Source organism: Agromyces kandeliae (genome assembly GCF_009674665.1).
GTDB classification, from domain to species: Bacteria; Actinomycetota; Actinomycetes; order Actinomycetales; family Microbacteriaceae; genus Agromyces; species Agromyces kandeliae.
In genome coordinates this window covers 239,158-253,313 of record NZ_WKJD01000004.1, presented here as the reverse complement: position 1 = coordinate 253,313, position 14,156 = coordinate 239,158, and the positions used below count along the sequence as shown (strand labels likewise).

Annotated in this window: 14 protein-coding genes; 7 read left to right on the top strand and 7 right to left on the bottom strand. The window is 68.6% G+C overall.

The window, feature by feature from the left end; all coding sequences use genetic code 11:
- Nucleotides 1-146 precede the first annotated feature (146 nt).
- The gene (gene trpD, locus GJR97_RS02340) at nucleotides 147-1,199 is read right to left on the bottom strand and encodes an anthranilate phosphoribosyltransferase (RefSeq protein WP_154344891.1); all 1,053 of its coding nucleotides are present in this window, start codon (nucleotides 1,197-1,199) and stop codon (nucleotides 147-149) included.
- A 130-nt stretch (nucleotides 1,200-1,329) separates the two neighbouring features.
- Here trpD and ctaE point away from each other — a divergent pair, with 130 nt between their 5' ends.
- Genes ctaE through GJR97_RS02310 form a run of 6 tightly spaced genes read left to right on the top strand, consistent with a single transcriptional unit; the run spans nucleotide 1,330 to nucleotide 7,113 of the window.
- The gene (gene ctaE / locus GJR97_RS02335) at nucleotides 1,330-1,968 is read left to right on the top strand and encodes an aa3-type cytochrome oxidase subunit III (RefSeq protein ID WP_154344890.1); all 639 of its coding nucleotides are present in this window, start codon (nucleotides 1,330-1,332) and stop codon (nucleotides 1,966-1,968) included.
- 50 nt (nucleotides 1,969-2,018) lie between these two features.
- Complete coding sequence (gene qcrC, locus GJR97_RS02330; protein ID WP_154344889.1) at nucleotides 2,019-2,810, top strand: cytochrome bc1 complex diheme cytochrome c subunit; 792 nt, start codon at nucleotides 2,019-2,021, stop codon at nucleotides 2,808-2,810.
- 32 nt (nucleotides 2,811-2,842) lie between these two features.
- Entirely contained in the window at nucleotides 2,843-3,919 is a 1,077-nt protein-coding gene (gene qcrA / locus GJR97_RS02325) for a cytochrome bc1 complex Rieske iron-sulfur subunit (RefSeq protein WP_154344888.1), read from the top strand.
- On the top strand, nucleotides 3,916-5,520 hold the full coding sequence (qcrB, locus tag GJR97_RS02320) for a cytochrome bc1 complex cytochrome b subunit (protein WP_154344887.1): 1,605 nt from the start codon (nucleotides 3,916-3,918) through the stop codon (nucleotides 5,518-5,520). The genes qcrA and qcrB overlap by 4 nt, the downstream gene beginning before the upstream one ends.
- A 32-nt stretch (nucleotides 5,521-5,552) precedes the next feature.
- Nucleotides 5,553-6,404 (top strand): putative RNA methyltransferase, encoded by an 852-nt coding sequence (locus tag GJR97_RS02315; protein ID WP_154344886.1) that lies wholly within the window; start codon nucleotides 5,553-5,555, stop codon nucleotides 6,402-6,404.
- Nucleotides 6,405-6,459: 55 nt separating this feature from the next.
- Entirely contained in the window at nucleotides 6,460-7,113 is a 654-nt protein-coding gene (locus GJR97_RS02310) for a methyltransferase domain-containing protein (RefSeq protein ID WP_195760586.1), read from the top strand.
- A gap of 54 nt (nucleotides 7,114-7,167) precedes the next feature.
- On the opposite strand, the gene GJR97_RS02305 is transcribed toward GJR97_RS02310, so the two are convergent.
- The 5 genes from GJR97_RS02305 to GJR97_RS02285 form a co-directional block, all read right to left on the bottom strand.
- Nucleotides 7,168-7,590, bottom strand: a complete 423-nt coding sequence (locus GJR97_RS02305) for a cytochrome c oxidase subunit 4 (protein ID WP_154344885.1) — start codon at nucleotides 7,588-7,590, stop codon at nucleotides 7,168-7,170.
- Entirely contained in the window at nucleotides 7,591-9,327 is a 1,737-nt protein-coding gene (ctaD, locus tag GJR97_RS02300; RefSeq protein WP_154344884.1) for an aa3-type cytochrome oxidase subunit I, read from the bottom strand.
- On the bottom strand, nucleotides 9,324-10,226 hold the full coding sequence (gene ctaC, locus GJR97_RS02295; protein WP_324613037.1) for an aa3-type cytochrome oxidase subunit II: 903 nt from the start codon (nucleotides 10,224-10,226) through the stop codon (nucleotides 9,324-9,326). Before ctaC ends, ctaD begins: the two co-directional genes overlap by 4 nt.
- A gap of 199 nt (nucleotides 10,227-10,425) precedes the next feature.
- Nucleotides 10,426-10,776, bottom strand: a complete 351-nt coding sequence (gene erpA / locus GJR97_RS02290) for an iron-sulfur cluster insertion protein ErpA (RefSeq protein ID WP_154344882.1) — start codon at nucleotides 10,774-10,776, stop codon at nucleotides 10,426-10,428.
- Between the two features lie 84 nt (nucleotides 10,777-10,860).
- Nucleotides 10,861-12,300 carry a dipeptidase gene (locus tag GJR97_RS02285; RefSeq protein ID WP_154344881.1) on the bottom strand — a complete coding sequence of 480 codons (1,440 nt, stop codon included), beginning with the start codon at nucleotides 12,298-12,300 and terminating at the stop codon, nucleotides 10,861-10,863.
- A 42-nt stretch (nucleotides 12,301-12,342) separates the two neighbouring features.
- On the opposite strand from GJR97_RS02285, the gene GJR97_RS02280 reads away from it, so the two are divergent.
- Nucleotides 12,343-12,924 carry a DUF3043 domain-containing protein gene (locus GJR97_RS02280; protein ID WP_324613036.1) on the top strand — a complete coding sequence of 194 codons (582 nt, stop codon included), beginning with the start codon at nucleotides 12,343-12,345 and terminating at the stop codon, nucleotides 12,922-12,924.
- A gap of 49 nt (nucleotides 12,925-12,973) precedes the next feature.
- Here GJR97_RS02280 and GJR97_RS02275 read toward each other — a convergent pair whose 3' ends face one another.
- Nucleotides 12,974-14,119, bottom strand: coding sequence for an alkaline phosphatase family protein (locus GJR97_RS02275; RefSeq protein WP_229275909.1), 1,146 nt, complete (start codon nucleotides 14,117-14,119; stop codon nucleotides 12,974-12,976).
- Nucleotides 14,120-14,156: the final 37 nt, after the last annotated feature.

Below are 14,156 nucleotides of genomic sequence, written 5' to 3'. Positions count from 1 at the left end.
CAGATGGACGCCGACGAACGCGACCGGCAGCTGCGCCTCTGGAAGAAGGCCGTCACGAAGACCTTCGACTGGGTCGACGACGACGTCACCTGACACCGGCGTGATCGACCGGCGGGGTCTCGCTTCGGCGGGACCCCGTCGCTCGTCTAGCGTCGGGTCGCGGCCACCCACTCCTCGAGCTTCCGCGCGGCCGCGCCGCTGTCGATCGCGCCTTCGGCGACGGCCATCTTCTCGTGGAACCGCTCGAGGATGGTCCGCTGGACCTGGCTCGGATCGTTCGCGAGCTCGTAGGCAACGAGACCCGCCGCCGCATTGAGCACGACGATGTCGCGGATCGGGCCCCGCGCACCGCCGAGGACCTCGTGCACGATCGCGGCGTTGTGCTGCGCGTCGCCTCCCGTCAGCTGGTCGATGCTCGCGCGCGGGATGCCGAGCTCGCGCGGGTCGAGGTCGTGCTCCTTCACGGTTCCCCGGGACACCTCCCAGATGTGGCTGTGCCCCGTCGTCGTGAGCTCGTCGAGCCCGTCGTCGCCTCGGAACACGAGCGCCGTCGCCCCTCGCGTCTGGAAGACGCCCACGATGAGCGGCACGCGGTCGAGGTGGGCGACGCCGACGGCGGATGCCTCCGGCCGAGCCGGATTGCAGAGCGGACCGAGGAAGTTGAAGACCGTCGGCACCCCGAGCTGGGCGCGCACGGGACCGGCGTGCTTGAAGCCGGGGTGGAACGCCGCGGCGAACGCGAACGTGATCCCCGTCTCGTCGAGCACCTCGGCGACGCGGTGCGCCGGCAGCGTGAGGTCGATGCCGAGCGCCCCCAGGACGTCGGACGAGCCGGACGCCGAACTCGCGGCCCGGTTGCCGTGCTTGACGACGGGGACCCCGGCAGCGGCCGAGACGACCGATGCCATCGTCGAGACGTTGACGGTGCCGAAGCGGTCGCCGCCGGTGCCGACGATGTCGAGCGCCATGGAGTCGACCGGGAGTTGCACGGCGTGCTCGAGGATCGCGTCGCGGAAGCCGACGATCTCGTCGACGGTCTCCCCCTTCACCCGGAGTGCGATGAGGAACGCCGCGAGCTGCGCATCGGTCGCGACGCCGGTCATGACCTGCTCCATGCACCATGCGGCATCCGACACGCTGAGGTCCTCGCCCGCGAGGAGCGAGTTCAGGACGTCCGGCCAGGTCTGCATGAAGGGCATGGAGACGATCCTATCGGCGGGATTCGGGGCGTTTTCACGGCGTTCGGCCAGCGGAATCCGCGGCTCGCGCGCGATGATGTCCGACATCCGGACCCGCCCCGTCCGAAAACACGTCCGAGGATCAGCCATAATGGTGAACGTGACGAGCACCTCAATGACGTTTCAGACGAGTGCGCCTGCGATCAAGCGGCCGAACACCGTCGCGGTCGGTACCATCGTGTGGCTTGGCAGCGAGGTCATGTTCTTCGCAGGCCTGTTCGCGATCTACTTCACGCTGCGTTCGACGTCGCCCGAGCTGTGGGAGTTCGAAGCCGGTCGACTGAACGTCCCGTTCGCACTCGTCAACACGCTCATCCTCGTGGCGTCCTCGTTCACGTGCCAGTTCGGCGTCTTCGCCGCCGAGCGCATGCAGCCGCACCGCACCAGCTGGAAGCTGCGCGACTGGGGCATGGTGGAGTGGTTCTTCGTCACCTACGTCATGGGCGCGATCTTCGTCGCCGGCCAGTCGCTCGAGTACGCGCAGCTCGTCTCGGAGGGCATCGCGCTCGACTCGAACGCGTACGGCTCGGCCTTCTACCTCACGACCGGCTTCCACGCGCTGCACGTCACGGGCGGCCTCATCGCCTTCCTCCTCGTGATCGGCCGGGTCTTCGCCGTCAAGAACTTCGGCCACAAGGAGGCCACCAGCGCGATCGTCGTGTCGTACTACTGGCACTTCGTCGACGTGGTCTGGATCGGCCTCTTCCTCGTCATCTACGTCCTCAAGTAGCCCGACCCAGGAGTGCCGACCCCGCAATGCCCGTGAACAGGAAGAGATCAATGAACCGCTCGAAGCGACGCACCGGCCGCCGGCATCCGCTCGCCACCGCCGCGCTGCTCGCGCTCGGCCTCGTGTTCACCGGAGGTGCCTACGCCGCCTTCAGCACGACGACCGCCCAGGCTGAGCCCTCCCCCACGTCGCAGGAGACGATCGAAGAGGGTGGCAAGCTCTTCCAGGCCAACTGCGCCACGTGCCACGGCCTCGACGCGCAGGGCACGAACGACGGCCCGAGCCTGATCGGCGTCGGCGCCGCGGCGGTCGACTTCCAGGTCGGCACCGGCCGCATGCCCATGCAGATGCAGGGCCCGCAGGCCGAGCAGAAGCCCGTGCAGTTCACCGACGAGCAGGTCAAGCAGCTCTCCTACTACGTCGCGTCGCTCGGTCCCGGTCCGGACATTCCCGCCGACAGCCTCGTCAACGGAGGCGGCGACGCCGCGAACGGCGCCGAGCTCTTCCGCATCAACTGCGCCATGTGCCACAACGTGGCCGGCGCCGGCGGCGCGCTCACCGAGGGCAAGTTCGCGCCCCCGCTGACGGACGTCTCGGGCGTGCACATCTACGAGGCCATGGTCACCGGCCCGCAGAACATGCCGGTGTTCAACGACCTGAACATCTCGCCCGAGGACAAGCGCGACATCATCACCTACCTGCAGTACGTGCAGGACAACCGTTCGCCCGGCGGCTTCGAGCTCGGCTCGCTCGGCCCGGTCGCGGAGGGTCTGTTCATCTGGATCTTCGGTCTCGGCGCCATCGTCGCGATCACCGTGTGGATCACGGCGAAGTCCAACTAGGGCCCGCACCGAAGAAGCGAAGAAGGAGAACCATGGCACAGGACGACCACAGCGGCACCGAACTCGCCGCTGCCGACTCGTCGCACGCCGAGACCGTCCCCGCCGTGAAGACGGGCACCGCCCTCATCCAGTCCGACGCGTTCGAGAACCCCGGCTTCCCGCCGCACCGTCCGCGCGTCACGGATGAGGACCCGAAGAAGGAGAAGCGTGCGCAGCGCACGGTGTACACGCTCTTCTACCTGTCGATCCTCGGCAGCATCTGGGCGATCGCGGCGTACATGCTCTTCCCGATGGAGGGCAACGACGTCGGCGACGTCCGCCTGAACAACCTGTTCATCGGCCTCGGTGCGGCCCTCGCCCTCCTCGGCATCGGCTTCGGCGCGGTGCACTGGGCGAAGGCGGTCATGACCGATGTCGAGATCGCCGACGAGCGCCACAAGGTCGGCGGCAACGTGGTCGCCCGCGAGGGTGCGGTGAAGGTGTTCCAGGATGCCGACCGCGAGTCCGGCTTCACGCGCCGCGCGGCCATCCGGAACAGCCTCATCGGCGCGCTCCTGGTCTTCCCGCTGCCCGCGGTCGTCCTCTTCCGCGGTCTCGCGCCGCAGGACGAGAACCCGGTCGAACTCCTCAGCCACACGATGTGGAAGGCCGGCACGCGGCTCACGCTCGACCCGTCGGGCGTCCCGATCAAGGCCGCCGACGTCACCATCGGCAGCGCCTTCCACGTGATTCCCGAGGGGCTCAGCGAACTGCACCACGGGAAGCTCGAGGAGAAGGCCAAGGCCGCCGTGCTGCTCATGCGCCTCAACCCCGACGAGCTCAACGAGCTCCCGGACCGTGCCTCGTGGTCGTATGACGGCATCGTGGCGTACTCGAAGATCTGCACGCACGTCGGCTGTCCCGTCGCCCTCTACGAGCAGCACACGCACCACCTGCTCTGCCCGTGCCACCAGTCGCAGTTCGACGTGGCCAACCACTGCGAGGTCATCTTCGGTCCGGCCGCACGGCCGCTGCCGCAGCTGCCGATCATGGTCGACGACGAGGGCTACCTCGTCGCGCAGAGCGATTTCACCGAACCCGTGGGCCCGAGCTTCTGGGAGCGTCATTGAGCACCGCAACCACACAGACGCCGCAGCGTCGTACCTTCACGGCCGCAGCCTCGAACTACATCGATGAGCGCACGAGCGTTTCGACGTTCGTCAAGGAACTCGGCCGCAAGGCCTTCCCGGACCACTGGTCGTTCCTGCTCGGCGAGGTCGCGCTCTTCAGCTTCCTGGTCATCCTGATCACGGGAACGTTCCTGACCTTCTTCTTCCAGGCCTCGATGGCCGAGGTGGAGTACGAGGGCTCGTACGTGCCGTTGAAGGGCGTCGAGATGTCGGTGGCCATGGCCTCGACCCTCGACATCTCGTTCGACATCCGAGGTGGCCTCTTCGTCCGGCAGATGCACCACTGGGCTGCGCTCATGTTCGTGGCCGCCATCGGCCTGCACATGCTGCGCATCTTCTTCACCGGTGCGTTCCGCAAGCCGCGCGAGCTCAACTGGGTCATCGGCTTCGTGATGTTCATCCTGGCCATGGGCGAGGGCTTCACCGGCTACTCGCTCCCCGACGACCTGCTCTCGGGCAACGGCCTCCGGATCATCGACGGCATGATCAAGGGCATCCCGCTCATCGGCACCTGGACCTCGTTCCTCCTCTTCGGCGGCGAGTTCCCCGGCACCGAGATCGTCGGTCGCCTGTACACGCTGCACATCCTGCTGCTCCCGGTGATCCTGCTCGCGCTCATCGCGCTGCACCTGATGTTCGTGGTCGTGCACAAGCACACCCAGTACGCGGCTCCGGGTCGGACCCAGCAGAACGCGGTGGGCCCGCCCATCCTTCCGGTCTACGCGGCCAAGGCCGGCGGATTCTTCTTCCTGGTGTTCGGCGTGCTGGCGCTCATCGCGTCGCTGTTCACGATCAACCCGATCTGGAACTACGGCCCGTACGACCCGTCGCCCGTCTCCGCCGGTACCCAGCCAGACTGGTACATCGGCTTCGCGGACGGCGCGCTCCGCCTCATCCCGCCGGGCTGGGAGTTCGTGCTGTTCGACCGCACCTGGTCGTTCAACATCCTCGTTCCCCTGGTCGGCCTCGGGCTCTTCATCGCGACCGTGCTGATCTACCCGTTCATCGAGGCGTGGGTCACCGGCGACAAGCGCGAGCACCACATCGTCGACCGTCCCCGGAACGCTCCGACCCGCACAGCGATCGGCGCGGCCGGCGTGACGTTCTACGCTGTGCTCTGGGCGGCGGCGAGCTCCGACATCATCGCCACGCACTTCAAGCTGACGATGGAGGGCGTGATCCACTCCCTCCAGGCGCTCCTGTTCATCGGCCCGATCGTCGCGTACTTCGTCGCGAAGCGCGTCTGCATCGCACTGCAGAAGAAGGATCGCGAGATCGTGCTGCACGGGTACGAGTCGGGACGCATCGTCAAGCTCCCCGGTGGCGAGTTCATCGAGGTGCACCAGCCCCTCGACGAGTACGACCGCTGGAAGCTCGTGAGCTACGAGTCCTACCAGCCGCTCATGATCCGCCCCAACGCACGAGGCAAGATCACCGTCGGCCAGCGCCTCCGCGCGGGCATGTCGCGCTGGTTCTTCGAGGACCGGATCGCACCCGTCACGAAGGGCGAGCTCGAGGCGGCTCACCACGAGCACCACTGATCAACGCATCACCTGAGTTCGGGCACCGGACCATGTCGATCGACTCGACCTGGCTCCGGTGCCCGAACTGCTTCTCCGCGCTCGATGAGATCGCCGACCGCATCCACGGCTGCGAGAACGGCCACCGCTTCGACCGGTCGAAGTACGGCTACCTGACGCTGCTGCCACCCAGGGCGCCGCGCACGGTCGGCGACGACCGCGCGATGCTCACCGCGCGCGCCGCAGTGCTCGATGGCGGCACCTATGCCCCGATCGCTGCGGAACTCGTCTCCGCCGTCACCGAGGACCGGGCGGCGAATGAACTGCCCCAGCGGCTGCGTGTCGCCGATCTCGGCTGCGGGACGGGGTACTACTCTGCGCGCGTCTGCGACGAGATCCGCGGCGTCGACCTCCTGCTCGCCGACCGCTCCCCCGACGCCGTCAGGATGGCCCTCCGGGCCGCTCCTGCCGCCACCGGTGTGGTCCTGGACATCTGGCGCGCGCTCCCGATCCGTGATGCCTCGGTCGACGTCATCCTCGATGTGTTCGCTCCGCGGAATGCGCCGGAATTCGCGAGGATCCTCCGCCGAGGCGGACGCGTGATCGTGGTCGTGCCGACGGCCCGGCACCTTCGCGAGCTCCGTGCGAACGGTCTGCTGCTCGACATCCCGCCGGAGAAGGACGCCGCGGTCTCGGAGCAGTTGACGTCGGCCGGGTTCGACCTCGCAGCGCGTCGGCGGGTGGAGTATCGCGTGGAGGTGGATGCCGGTCTCCGTGCGCTTCTCGCCGGCATGGGCCCGTCAGCCCATCACGTCGCGGCGCTCGCATCCGCGGACGGCGATGCTGCCGTGCGATCCGTCACGGTCTCCGTCGACGTCCTCGTGTTCGAACTCATCGATTCCTGACCGCGGCGGCTCGACGGCCCCGGCTCGACGGCCCGTCCAGGTGCATACTGGGCGCATGGACGACTGCTGCGGCCACGGCGAGGCACGGTACGGCGACGTCTTCGATGAACGATTCGCCGGGGATCTCGAGCGTCGGTACCGCCGCCGTGGCCTCACGCGAGCGGAGCAGCGCGTCGCCGAACGTGTCGAACGAGCAGGCGTCGCCGGAACGTCCGTCCTGGAGGTCGGCGGTGGAATCGGCGCGATCCAACTCGAACTGTTCGGGCACGGAGCGGCGCACTCGATCAACCTGGAGCTGTCGCCGGCGTACGAAGGTCGCGCGCGGGCGCTGCTGGCCGAGGCTGGACGCGCGGCGGACGCGCGCCGCATCGTCGGGATCGATCTCGCGATCGACGGCGACGACGTTCCCGTCGCCGATCACGTGGTGCTGCACCGGGTCGTCTGCTGCTACCCCGACGCCGTACGGTTGCTCGCCGCCTCGGCCGCCCATGCGCGGCGCACGGTCGTCTTCAGCCACCCGCCGCGCACATGGCTGACACGGGCGTTCGTCGGCGTCGGGAATGTCATGATGCGACTGCGGGGTGAGCAGTACCGCGGCTACGTCCACTCCCCCGGTGCGATGTACGACGCGCTGCGACGAGCGGGCTTCACGATCGACTCGGTGGACCGGGCCGGATGGTGGCGCATCGCGAGCGCGCACCGGGCGTGAACGACGTCGTCCCCGGTGCCGAAGCACCGGGGACGACGTCGACGCGGAACGCGATCAGCGGGCGAAGTTCCCGCGGTAGTACTCGTAGACCCAACCGACCAGGCTGACGAGAGCCGGCCCGATCGCGAGGAACGAGATCCACACGCCGACGGCGAGGCCGAGGAAGGCGAGTGCGGCGGAGCCGGCGAGCATGATCGGCCACCAGCTCCACGGGCTGAAGAAGCCCAGCTCGGCGTCGCCGTCGTCGATGTTCGCGTCGAGGCGGTCCTCGGGGAGCTCGCCGCCCTGCTCCTTGTGGACGCGACCCAGGTAGAACGCAATGAACGCGCTGAGCACACCGCTGAGCGAGATCGCCACGAGGCCCACCCACTCGACGCCCGGCTCACGCTCGTCGATCGTCGTCCAGAAGATGTAGACCGCGGCCGAGAGGGCGAAGAAGCCCGTCAGAACCCAGAACAGGATGACATTGGCGCGCATCTACTTGACTTCCTTGGTCTCGGCGTCGATGACGGGGGCGTGCGGCGCATCCTTCGCCGGTCCGATGCCGACCGGGATGCCCGCCTCGGGGTGGTTCAGGTCGAACGCCGGACGCTCCGAGCGGATTCGCGGGATCGACGTGAAGTTGTGTCGCGGCGGCGGGCAGCTCGTCGCCCACTCGAGCGATCCGCCGTATCCCCACGGGTCGTTGACGGTCACCTTCGGCGCGCGGCGCGCCGTGATGTACACGTTCAGGAAGAACGGGATCAGGGAGACCGCGAGGATGAACGCGCCGATCGTCGACAGCTGGTTCATCCAGGTGATGTTGTCCTCCGGCAGGTACGAGTAGTACCGACGCGGCATCGCCACGACGCCCAGCCAGTGCTGGATCAGGAAGGTCGTGTGGAAGCCGATGAACAGCAGCCAGAAGTGCCACTTGCCGAGGGTCTCGTTCAGCATCTTGCCGGTCCACTTCGGCCACCAGAAGTAGAAGCCGGCGAACATCGCGAAGACGACGGTTCCGAAGACCACGTAGTGGAAGTGGGCGACGACGAAGTACGTGTCGGACACGTGGAAGTCGAGGGGCGGGGAGGCCAGGATGACACCGGTGAGGCCGCCGAAGACGAACGTGATGAGGAAGCCCAGCGACCAGATCAGCGGAGTCTCGAACGTGATGGAGCCGCGCCACATCGTGCCGATCCAGTTGAAGATCTTCACGCCGGTCGGTACGGCGATCAGCATCGTCATCAGTGCGAACCACGGCAGGAGCACCGACCCGGTCACGTACATGTGGTGCGCCCAGACGGTGACCGAGAGCGCCGCGATCGCGATTGTCGCGTAGATCAGGGTCTTGTAGCCGAAGATCGGCTTCCGGCTGAACACCGGGAAGATCTCGGACACGATGCCGAAGAACGGCAGGGCGATGATGTAGACCTCGGGATGGCCGAAGAACCAGAACAGGTGCTGCCACAGGATCACTCCCCCGTTCTCGGGGTCGTAGATGTGGGCGTTGAACACGCGGTCCGCGGCGGCCGCGAGGATCGCTGCGGCGAGGACCGGGAAGGCCATCAGCACGAGGATCGAGGTCACGAGCGTGTTCCACGTGAAGATCGGCATCCGGAACATCGTCATCCCGGGTGCACGCATGGTGATGATCGTCGTGATGAAGTTCACGGCACCGAGGATCGTGCCGAAGCCGGAGAGGCCGAGGCCCAGCATCCAGAGGTTGCCGCCGATCCCTGGCGAGAACGTCGTCGAGGCGAGTGGTTGATACGCGAACCAACCGAACGACGCGGCGCCCTGCGGCGTGAAGAATCCGGCGACCGCCATCAGCGAGCCGAAGTTGAAGGCCCAGTATGCGAACGCGTTCAGTCGCGGGAACGCGACGTCGGGGGCGCCGATCTGGAGCGGCATCAGGACGTTCGCGAAGCCCGCGAACAGCGGCGTCGCGAACATCAGCAGCATGATCGTGCCGTGCATCGTGAACAGCTGGTTGTACTGCTCGCGGGTCTGGATGACCTCGAGGCCGGGCTCGAAGAGCTGTGCGCGGATGATGAGCGCCATCACGCCGCCGATGCAGAAGTAGATGAACGAGGTGATCAGGTAGAGGTACCCGATGACCTTGTGGTCAGTGGACGTGATCCACTTGACGAGGACGTTCCCCTTGCGCTCGACCTTGGCGGCGCCGAACGGCTGCGACGACGCCGCAGGGCGAGCCGGTGCAGTGGTGGTGCTCATTCGCCTTCGTGCTCCTCATTCAGTTCGGGCGCGCCCGTGCCGGGCAGGTTCTGGTTCCGGTCGTACTCGGTCGAGAGCTGGCCCTCGTAGCCGGAGTCGCGGAGTTCCTCGATGTAGTCGTCGTACTCGGCCTGGGAGACCACTTCGACGTTGAACAGCATGAGCGAGTGGTACTCGCCGCACAGCTCGGCGCACTTGCCGGCGTAGGTGCCCTCGCGCTCGGGGACGAAGGACATGTAGTTCGTCTTGCCGGGGAACATGTCCTTCTTGTACAGGAAGTCGACGACCCAGAAGGAGTGGATGACATCGCGCGACTCGAGCGCGATCTCCACGTTGGCCCCGACCGGGAGGACGAGCGTCGGCAGCTCGTCCTGCTTGACCGAACCGGCGGGTCCCTCGTCGTCGAGCTGTGCCTGGATGCCGGGGCTGTACACGTCTTCGTCGACGTAGTTGAAGTCCCACGCCCACTGCTTCGCGATCGCCTCGATCTTGACGTCGATCTCGTCCTCGGCGAAGCGCGCCTCGATCACCTGCTGGTCGCGTGCGGTGAAGGCGAAGAAGCCGAGCACCAGGATCAGCGGGACGACGGTGTAGAACACCTCGATCGGCATGTTGTAGCGCAGCTGGACCGGGAGGCCCGTCTGGCCCTTGCGGCGGCGGTAGGCGACGACGGCCCAGATCGTGAGGCCCCACGTCACCACACCGACCACGAGCAGCACGATCCACGACGTCACCCACAGTCCCGAGACGCGCTCGGTGTGGTTCGTCGTGGGCGCCTCGCCCTCGATGAAGCCGGGGAGGAATCCGTTCAGCTGAGCCTGCGTGCATCCGGCGAGGACGAGGCTGAGCGTCGCTGCGATCGGAACAGCAGCCCATCGGAGACGGCGATTGTGGCGCACCGGTGACCTTTCGGGAGATTCGAAGGCGCCTCTCAGCGAGGCGCATTGATCAGCCCTAGCCTACTCCGAGTCGACGGCTCGCTCGTGCACCATCAGCGCGCGTTCAGCCCGATGTGCATCGGAATACCGGTCCGACGGCCGGAAACGCGATGAGGGAGACCGCCGTGGCGGTCTCCCTCATCGCGTGGTTCGGTGCGGCTCAGTGGAACGAGTCGCCGCAGGCGCAGCTTCCCTGCGCGTTCGGGTTGTCGATCGTGAAGCCCTGCTTCTGGATCGAGTCCTCGAAGTCGATCGTCGATCCGTCCAGGTACGGGACGCTCATCTTGTCGACGACGACCTCGACGCCCTCGAAGTCCACGACCGCGTCGCCGTCGAGCAGGCGCTCGTCGAAGTACAGCTGGTAGATCAGGCCGGAGCATCCGCCGGGCTGGACGGCCACACGCAGGCGCAGGTCGTCGCGACCCTCCTGCGACAGGAGGCTGCGCACCTTGTCGGCAGCCGGATCGCTCAGCTTCACGCCGTGGACGGCGTCGGTGATCGTGTCGCTCATATCGCTCCTCGATGAAGTACGGTCAGGCCGATTGTACCCGCGCAGGATGCGCGTTCGCCCGGAGGCGGCCCGGGGACGAGGTCGTCACTCCCCGACCCGCGCCTGGAGCCGGGCCAGCAGTGCCGCCTCGGTGAGCACGGCCCGGCGGAACACGCCCAGGTGCAGCGACTCGTTCGGGCTGTGCGCGCGCGAGTCCGGGTCCTCCACGCCGGTGACCAGGATCTGAGCCTGCGGGAACTCCTCGACGAGTTCGGCGATGAAGGGGATGGAGCCGCCCACGCCGATGTCGACGGGGTCGACGCCCCAGGCCTCGGCCATCGCGCCCTTCGCCTCGGTGACGGCCCAGCCCGTCGTGTCGACCAGGAACGGCTGACCCGTGTCGACGTCGTCGATCTCGACGTGCGCGCCGAACGGCGTGTTCGCGACCACGTGGGCGCGGAGGGCGTCGAGGGCCTCGGCGGCGTCCTGTCCGGGCGCGATGCGCGCGCTCAGGCGGACCGCGACGCGCGGGACGAGGGTGTTGGACGCATTCGCCACGGTCGGCGCGTCGATGCCCGTGACGGTGATCGACGGCTGCGCCCAGATGCGGGAGAGGATCGTGCCCCGCCCGATCGGCGTCACTCCGTCGAGGAGCCCGGTCTCGGCGCGGAGTTGCGCCTCGTCGTACGGGGGCGTGTCGAGTTCGGCGGACGTGAGGCCCTCGACCGCGACCGCGCCCTCATCGTCGTGCAGCGTCGCGAGGAGCCGGATCGCGGCGAGCATCGCGTCGGGCACGGCCCCGCCGAACATCCCCGAATGCGAGGCGTGCGCGAGCGTCGAGACCGTCAGGCGGAACGTCACGTTGCCGCGCAGCGCGACGGTGAGCGCCGGCGTATCGACATCCCAGTTGTTCGAGTCGGCGACGACGATCGCGTCCGCCGCGAGCAGATCACGGTTCTCCCGGAGGAATGCGGAGAAGGACCGGGAACCGAATTCCTCCTCGCCCTCGATGAACAGCGCGATGCCGAGGTCGAGGTCGTCGCCGAGGACGTCCACGAGGGCGCGGATCGCGGCGACGTGGGCGATGACGCCGGCCTTGTCGTCGGCCGCGCCGCGACCGTAGAGACGGTCGCCCCGGAGCGTCGGCTCGAACGGTGTCGAGTCCCAGTCCTCGTCGCGCCCCGGCGGCTGGACGTCGTGGTGGGCGTAGAGGAGCACGGTCGGCCGACCGTTCCGGGCGGCCCGGCGCGCGACGACCGCGGGCTGGCCGAGCTCGGCGCCGTCGCCGATCGGAGCTCGCCGGATGTCGACGACCTCGAACACCCCGAGACCGCGCACGAGCTCCGCGACCGCCTCTGCGCTCCGCGCGACGTGCTCGGGATCGAAGGCCGCCCAGGACACCGACGGGATCCGCACGAGGTCCGTGAGATCGGCGACGGTCGACGGGAAGCCCGCCTCGACTGCGGCTCGGAGGCGCTCCACCACCGAGGCGACGTCGGCCTCGGGGTGCGGGCCGGAAGAAGGAACGGGTCGGGTCTGGCTCATGCGGCTAATCTTAAGAGGAACCGATTCGACGAGGACTCCCCCGTGGCCAAGCACCCCAAGACCGAGACGCCCGCCTCCGCACCCGACGACGCCGCACCCGCGACGCCGAAGGTCGGGAAGGGCGCACCCACTCCGACGCGTGCCGAGCGCGAGGCCGCGAACAAGCGCCCGCTCGTGCCGAACGACCGCAAGGAGGCCGCCCGACAGGCACGCACCAAGGCCGCCGAGGCCCGCGAACGCGCCCGCCTCGGCATGGCCGCCGGCGACGAGCGCTACCTCCCGGCGCGCGACCGCGGCCCGCAGAAGCGGTACGTGCGCGACTACATCGACGCGCGCTTCAGCATCGGCGAGATCCTCATCCCCGTCATGTTCGCGGTGATCGTGCTCACGTTCGTCCCGAGCTACGAGGTCCAGACCATCGGGATCTTCGCCCTCTGGGGCTTCTTCCTCGTCTCCGTGGCCGACGTGATCGTCCTCGGGTTCACCCTGCAGCGGAAGCTCGCCGCGAAGTTCGGCGCGTCCAAGGTCGAGCGCTTCCGCTGGTATGCGGCGATGCGCGCACTGCAGCTGCGCCCGCTCCGCCTGCCGAAGCCGCAGGTCAAGCGCGGCCAGTACCCGTCCTGAACCCGGCGACGACGGATGCCGCGGCGTCGCGCCGCGCCATCCGTCGGGTTCAGTCCCGGCGATACGCGCCGAGCCGGATGAGCGGGATCCGCGTCTCCTCATCGGTCAGCGAGCCATGCTGGCCGACCATCTCCTCGCCGCGCCGGTCCGCCTCGCGCCGGTCGTAGTAGGCGATGCCCGAGCGCGCCGCGACGAGCACGTCGGCGATGCGGTCGAGGTTGCGCGGCTCGACGTCGCCGTAGAGCCCCGCGGCGATCGCCTCGTCGCGCGAGACGACCCAGGCGCGGTCCCCCTCCGCGTCCCGCCAGCGGTCCAGGAGGGCGGCGCGCGCGGACTCCCCGAGATCGGGTTCGAGGACGAGGCCGAGGCAGCGGGGCTCGCCGGCGACGTGGCGCACGCCCTCGACGAGCCCGGGCGTCGCGTCGATGAACACGTGCCGGTGCGGTGGCACGTCGAGCACGCCGTGGTCGGCCGTGACGAGCAGGCCCGTGCCGCGCGGCATCCGTCGTTCGAACTCGGCGACCTCGGCGTCGAGCGCCTCGAGCGCGGTGAGCCAGCGGTCGGACTCCCACCCGTGGGCGTGTGCGATCTGGTCGAGTTCCGAGACGTAGACGTAGACGAGTGCCGGACCCTCGCGGAGGACGCGGAGCGCCTCGGCGAAGCGGTCGGGGATGCGCGCGCCCGCGTGGTACTCGGCGCCCCGCAGCACAGCGCGCGTGAAACCCGAGGTCGCGTAGCGCGTGCCGCCGATCGCGACCGCGCGCACGCCGCGCTCCGCAGCGCGATCGAACGCCGTCGCATGCGGCTGCCACGCCTCGGGGACCATCAGCTCGTCCCATCCGCTCAGCTGGTTCACGACGCGGTCGTTCGCGCGATCCGGGACGCGGTAGCCCATCAGCCCGTGCGCTCCGGGCATGAGTCCGGTCGCGAAGCTCGCGATGGCGGCCGCCGTCGTGGACGGGAACACGGTCCGGATCACGTCGCGCTTGGCCATCGCGCCGGAGAGGAAGCGGGCGTGGCCTGCACGAGCGCGGAGGTTGCCCGCCCCGAGCCCGTCGACGAGGACGACGACGGCCGAGTCGACGGCGGGGAGGTCGAAGGGACCGGTGCCCCCGCCGATCGAGGCGAGGGCGGCGGGCAGCGCCCCGGTGAGCCGCGGGGCTCCGTCGGCGGGCACCGGTAGCATTGCTGGCATCGCGCCCAGTCTGGCACAGGCCGGGCGCGGCCCCGTT

Coding starts and splice junctions, on each gene's coding strand:
- ctaE (WP_154344890.1), top strand. CDS start 1,330: ATGGTGAACGTGACGAGCACCTCAATGACGTTTCAGACGAGTGCGCCT.
- GJR97_RS02275 (WP_229275909.1), bottom strand. CDS start 14,119: ATGCCAGCAATGCTACCGGTGCCCGCCGACGGAGCCCCGCGGCTCACC.
- ctaD (WP_154344884.1), bottom strand. CDS start 9,327: ATGAGCACCACCACTGCACCGGCTCGCCCTGCGGCGTCGTCGCAGCCG.
- GJR97_RS02310 (WP_195760586.1), top strand. CDS start 6,460: ATGGACGACTGCTGCGGCCACGGCGAGGCACGGTACGGCGACGTCTTC.
- GJR97_RS02315 (WP_154344886.1), top strand. CDS start 5,553: ATGTCGATCGACTCGACCTGGCTCCGGTGCCCGAACTGCTTCTCCGCG.
- erpA (WP_154344882.1), bottom strand. CDS start 10,776: ATGAGCGACACGATCACCGACGCCGTCCACGGCGTGAAGCTGAGCGAT.
- GJR97_RS02285 (WP_154344881.1), bottom strand. CDS start 12,300: ATGAGCCAGACCCGACCCGTTCCTTCTTCCGGCCCGCACCCCGAGGCC.
- qcrC (WP_154344889.1), top strand. CDS start 2,019: ATGAACCGCTCGAAGCGACGCACCGGCCGCCGGCATCCGCTCGCCACC.
- trpD (WP_154344891.1), bottom strand. CDS start 1,199: ATGCCCTTCATGCAGACCTGGCCGGACGTCCTGAACTCGCTCCTCGCG.
- qcrA (WP_154344888.1), top strand. CDS start 2,843: ATGGCACAGGACGACCACAGCGGCACCGAACTCGCCGCTGCCGACTCG.
- GJR97_RS02305 (WP_154344885.1), bottom strand. CDS start 7,590: ATGCGCGCCAATGTCATCCTGTTCTGGGTTCTGACGGGCTTCTTCGCC.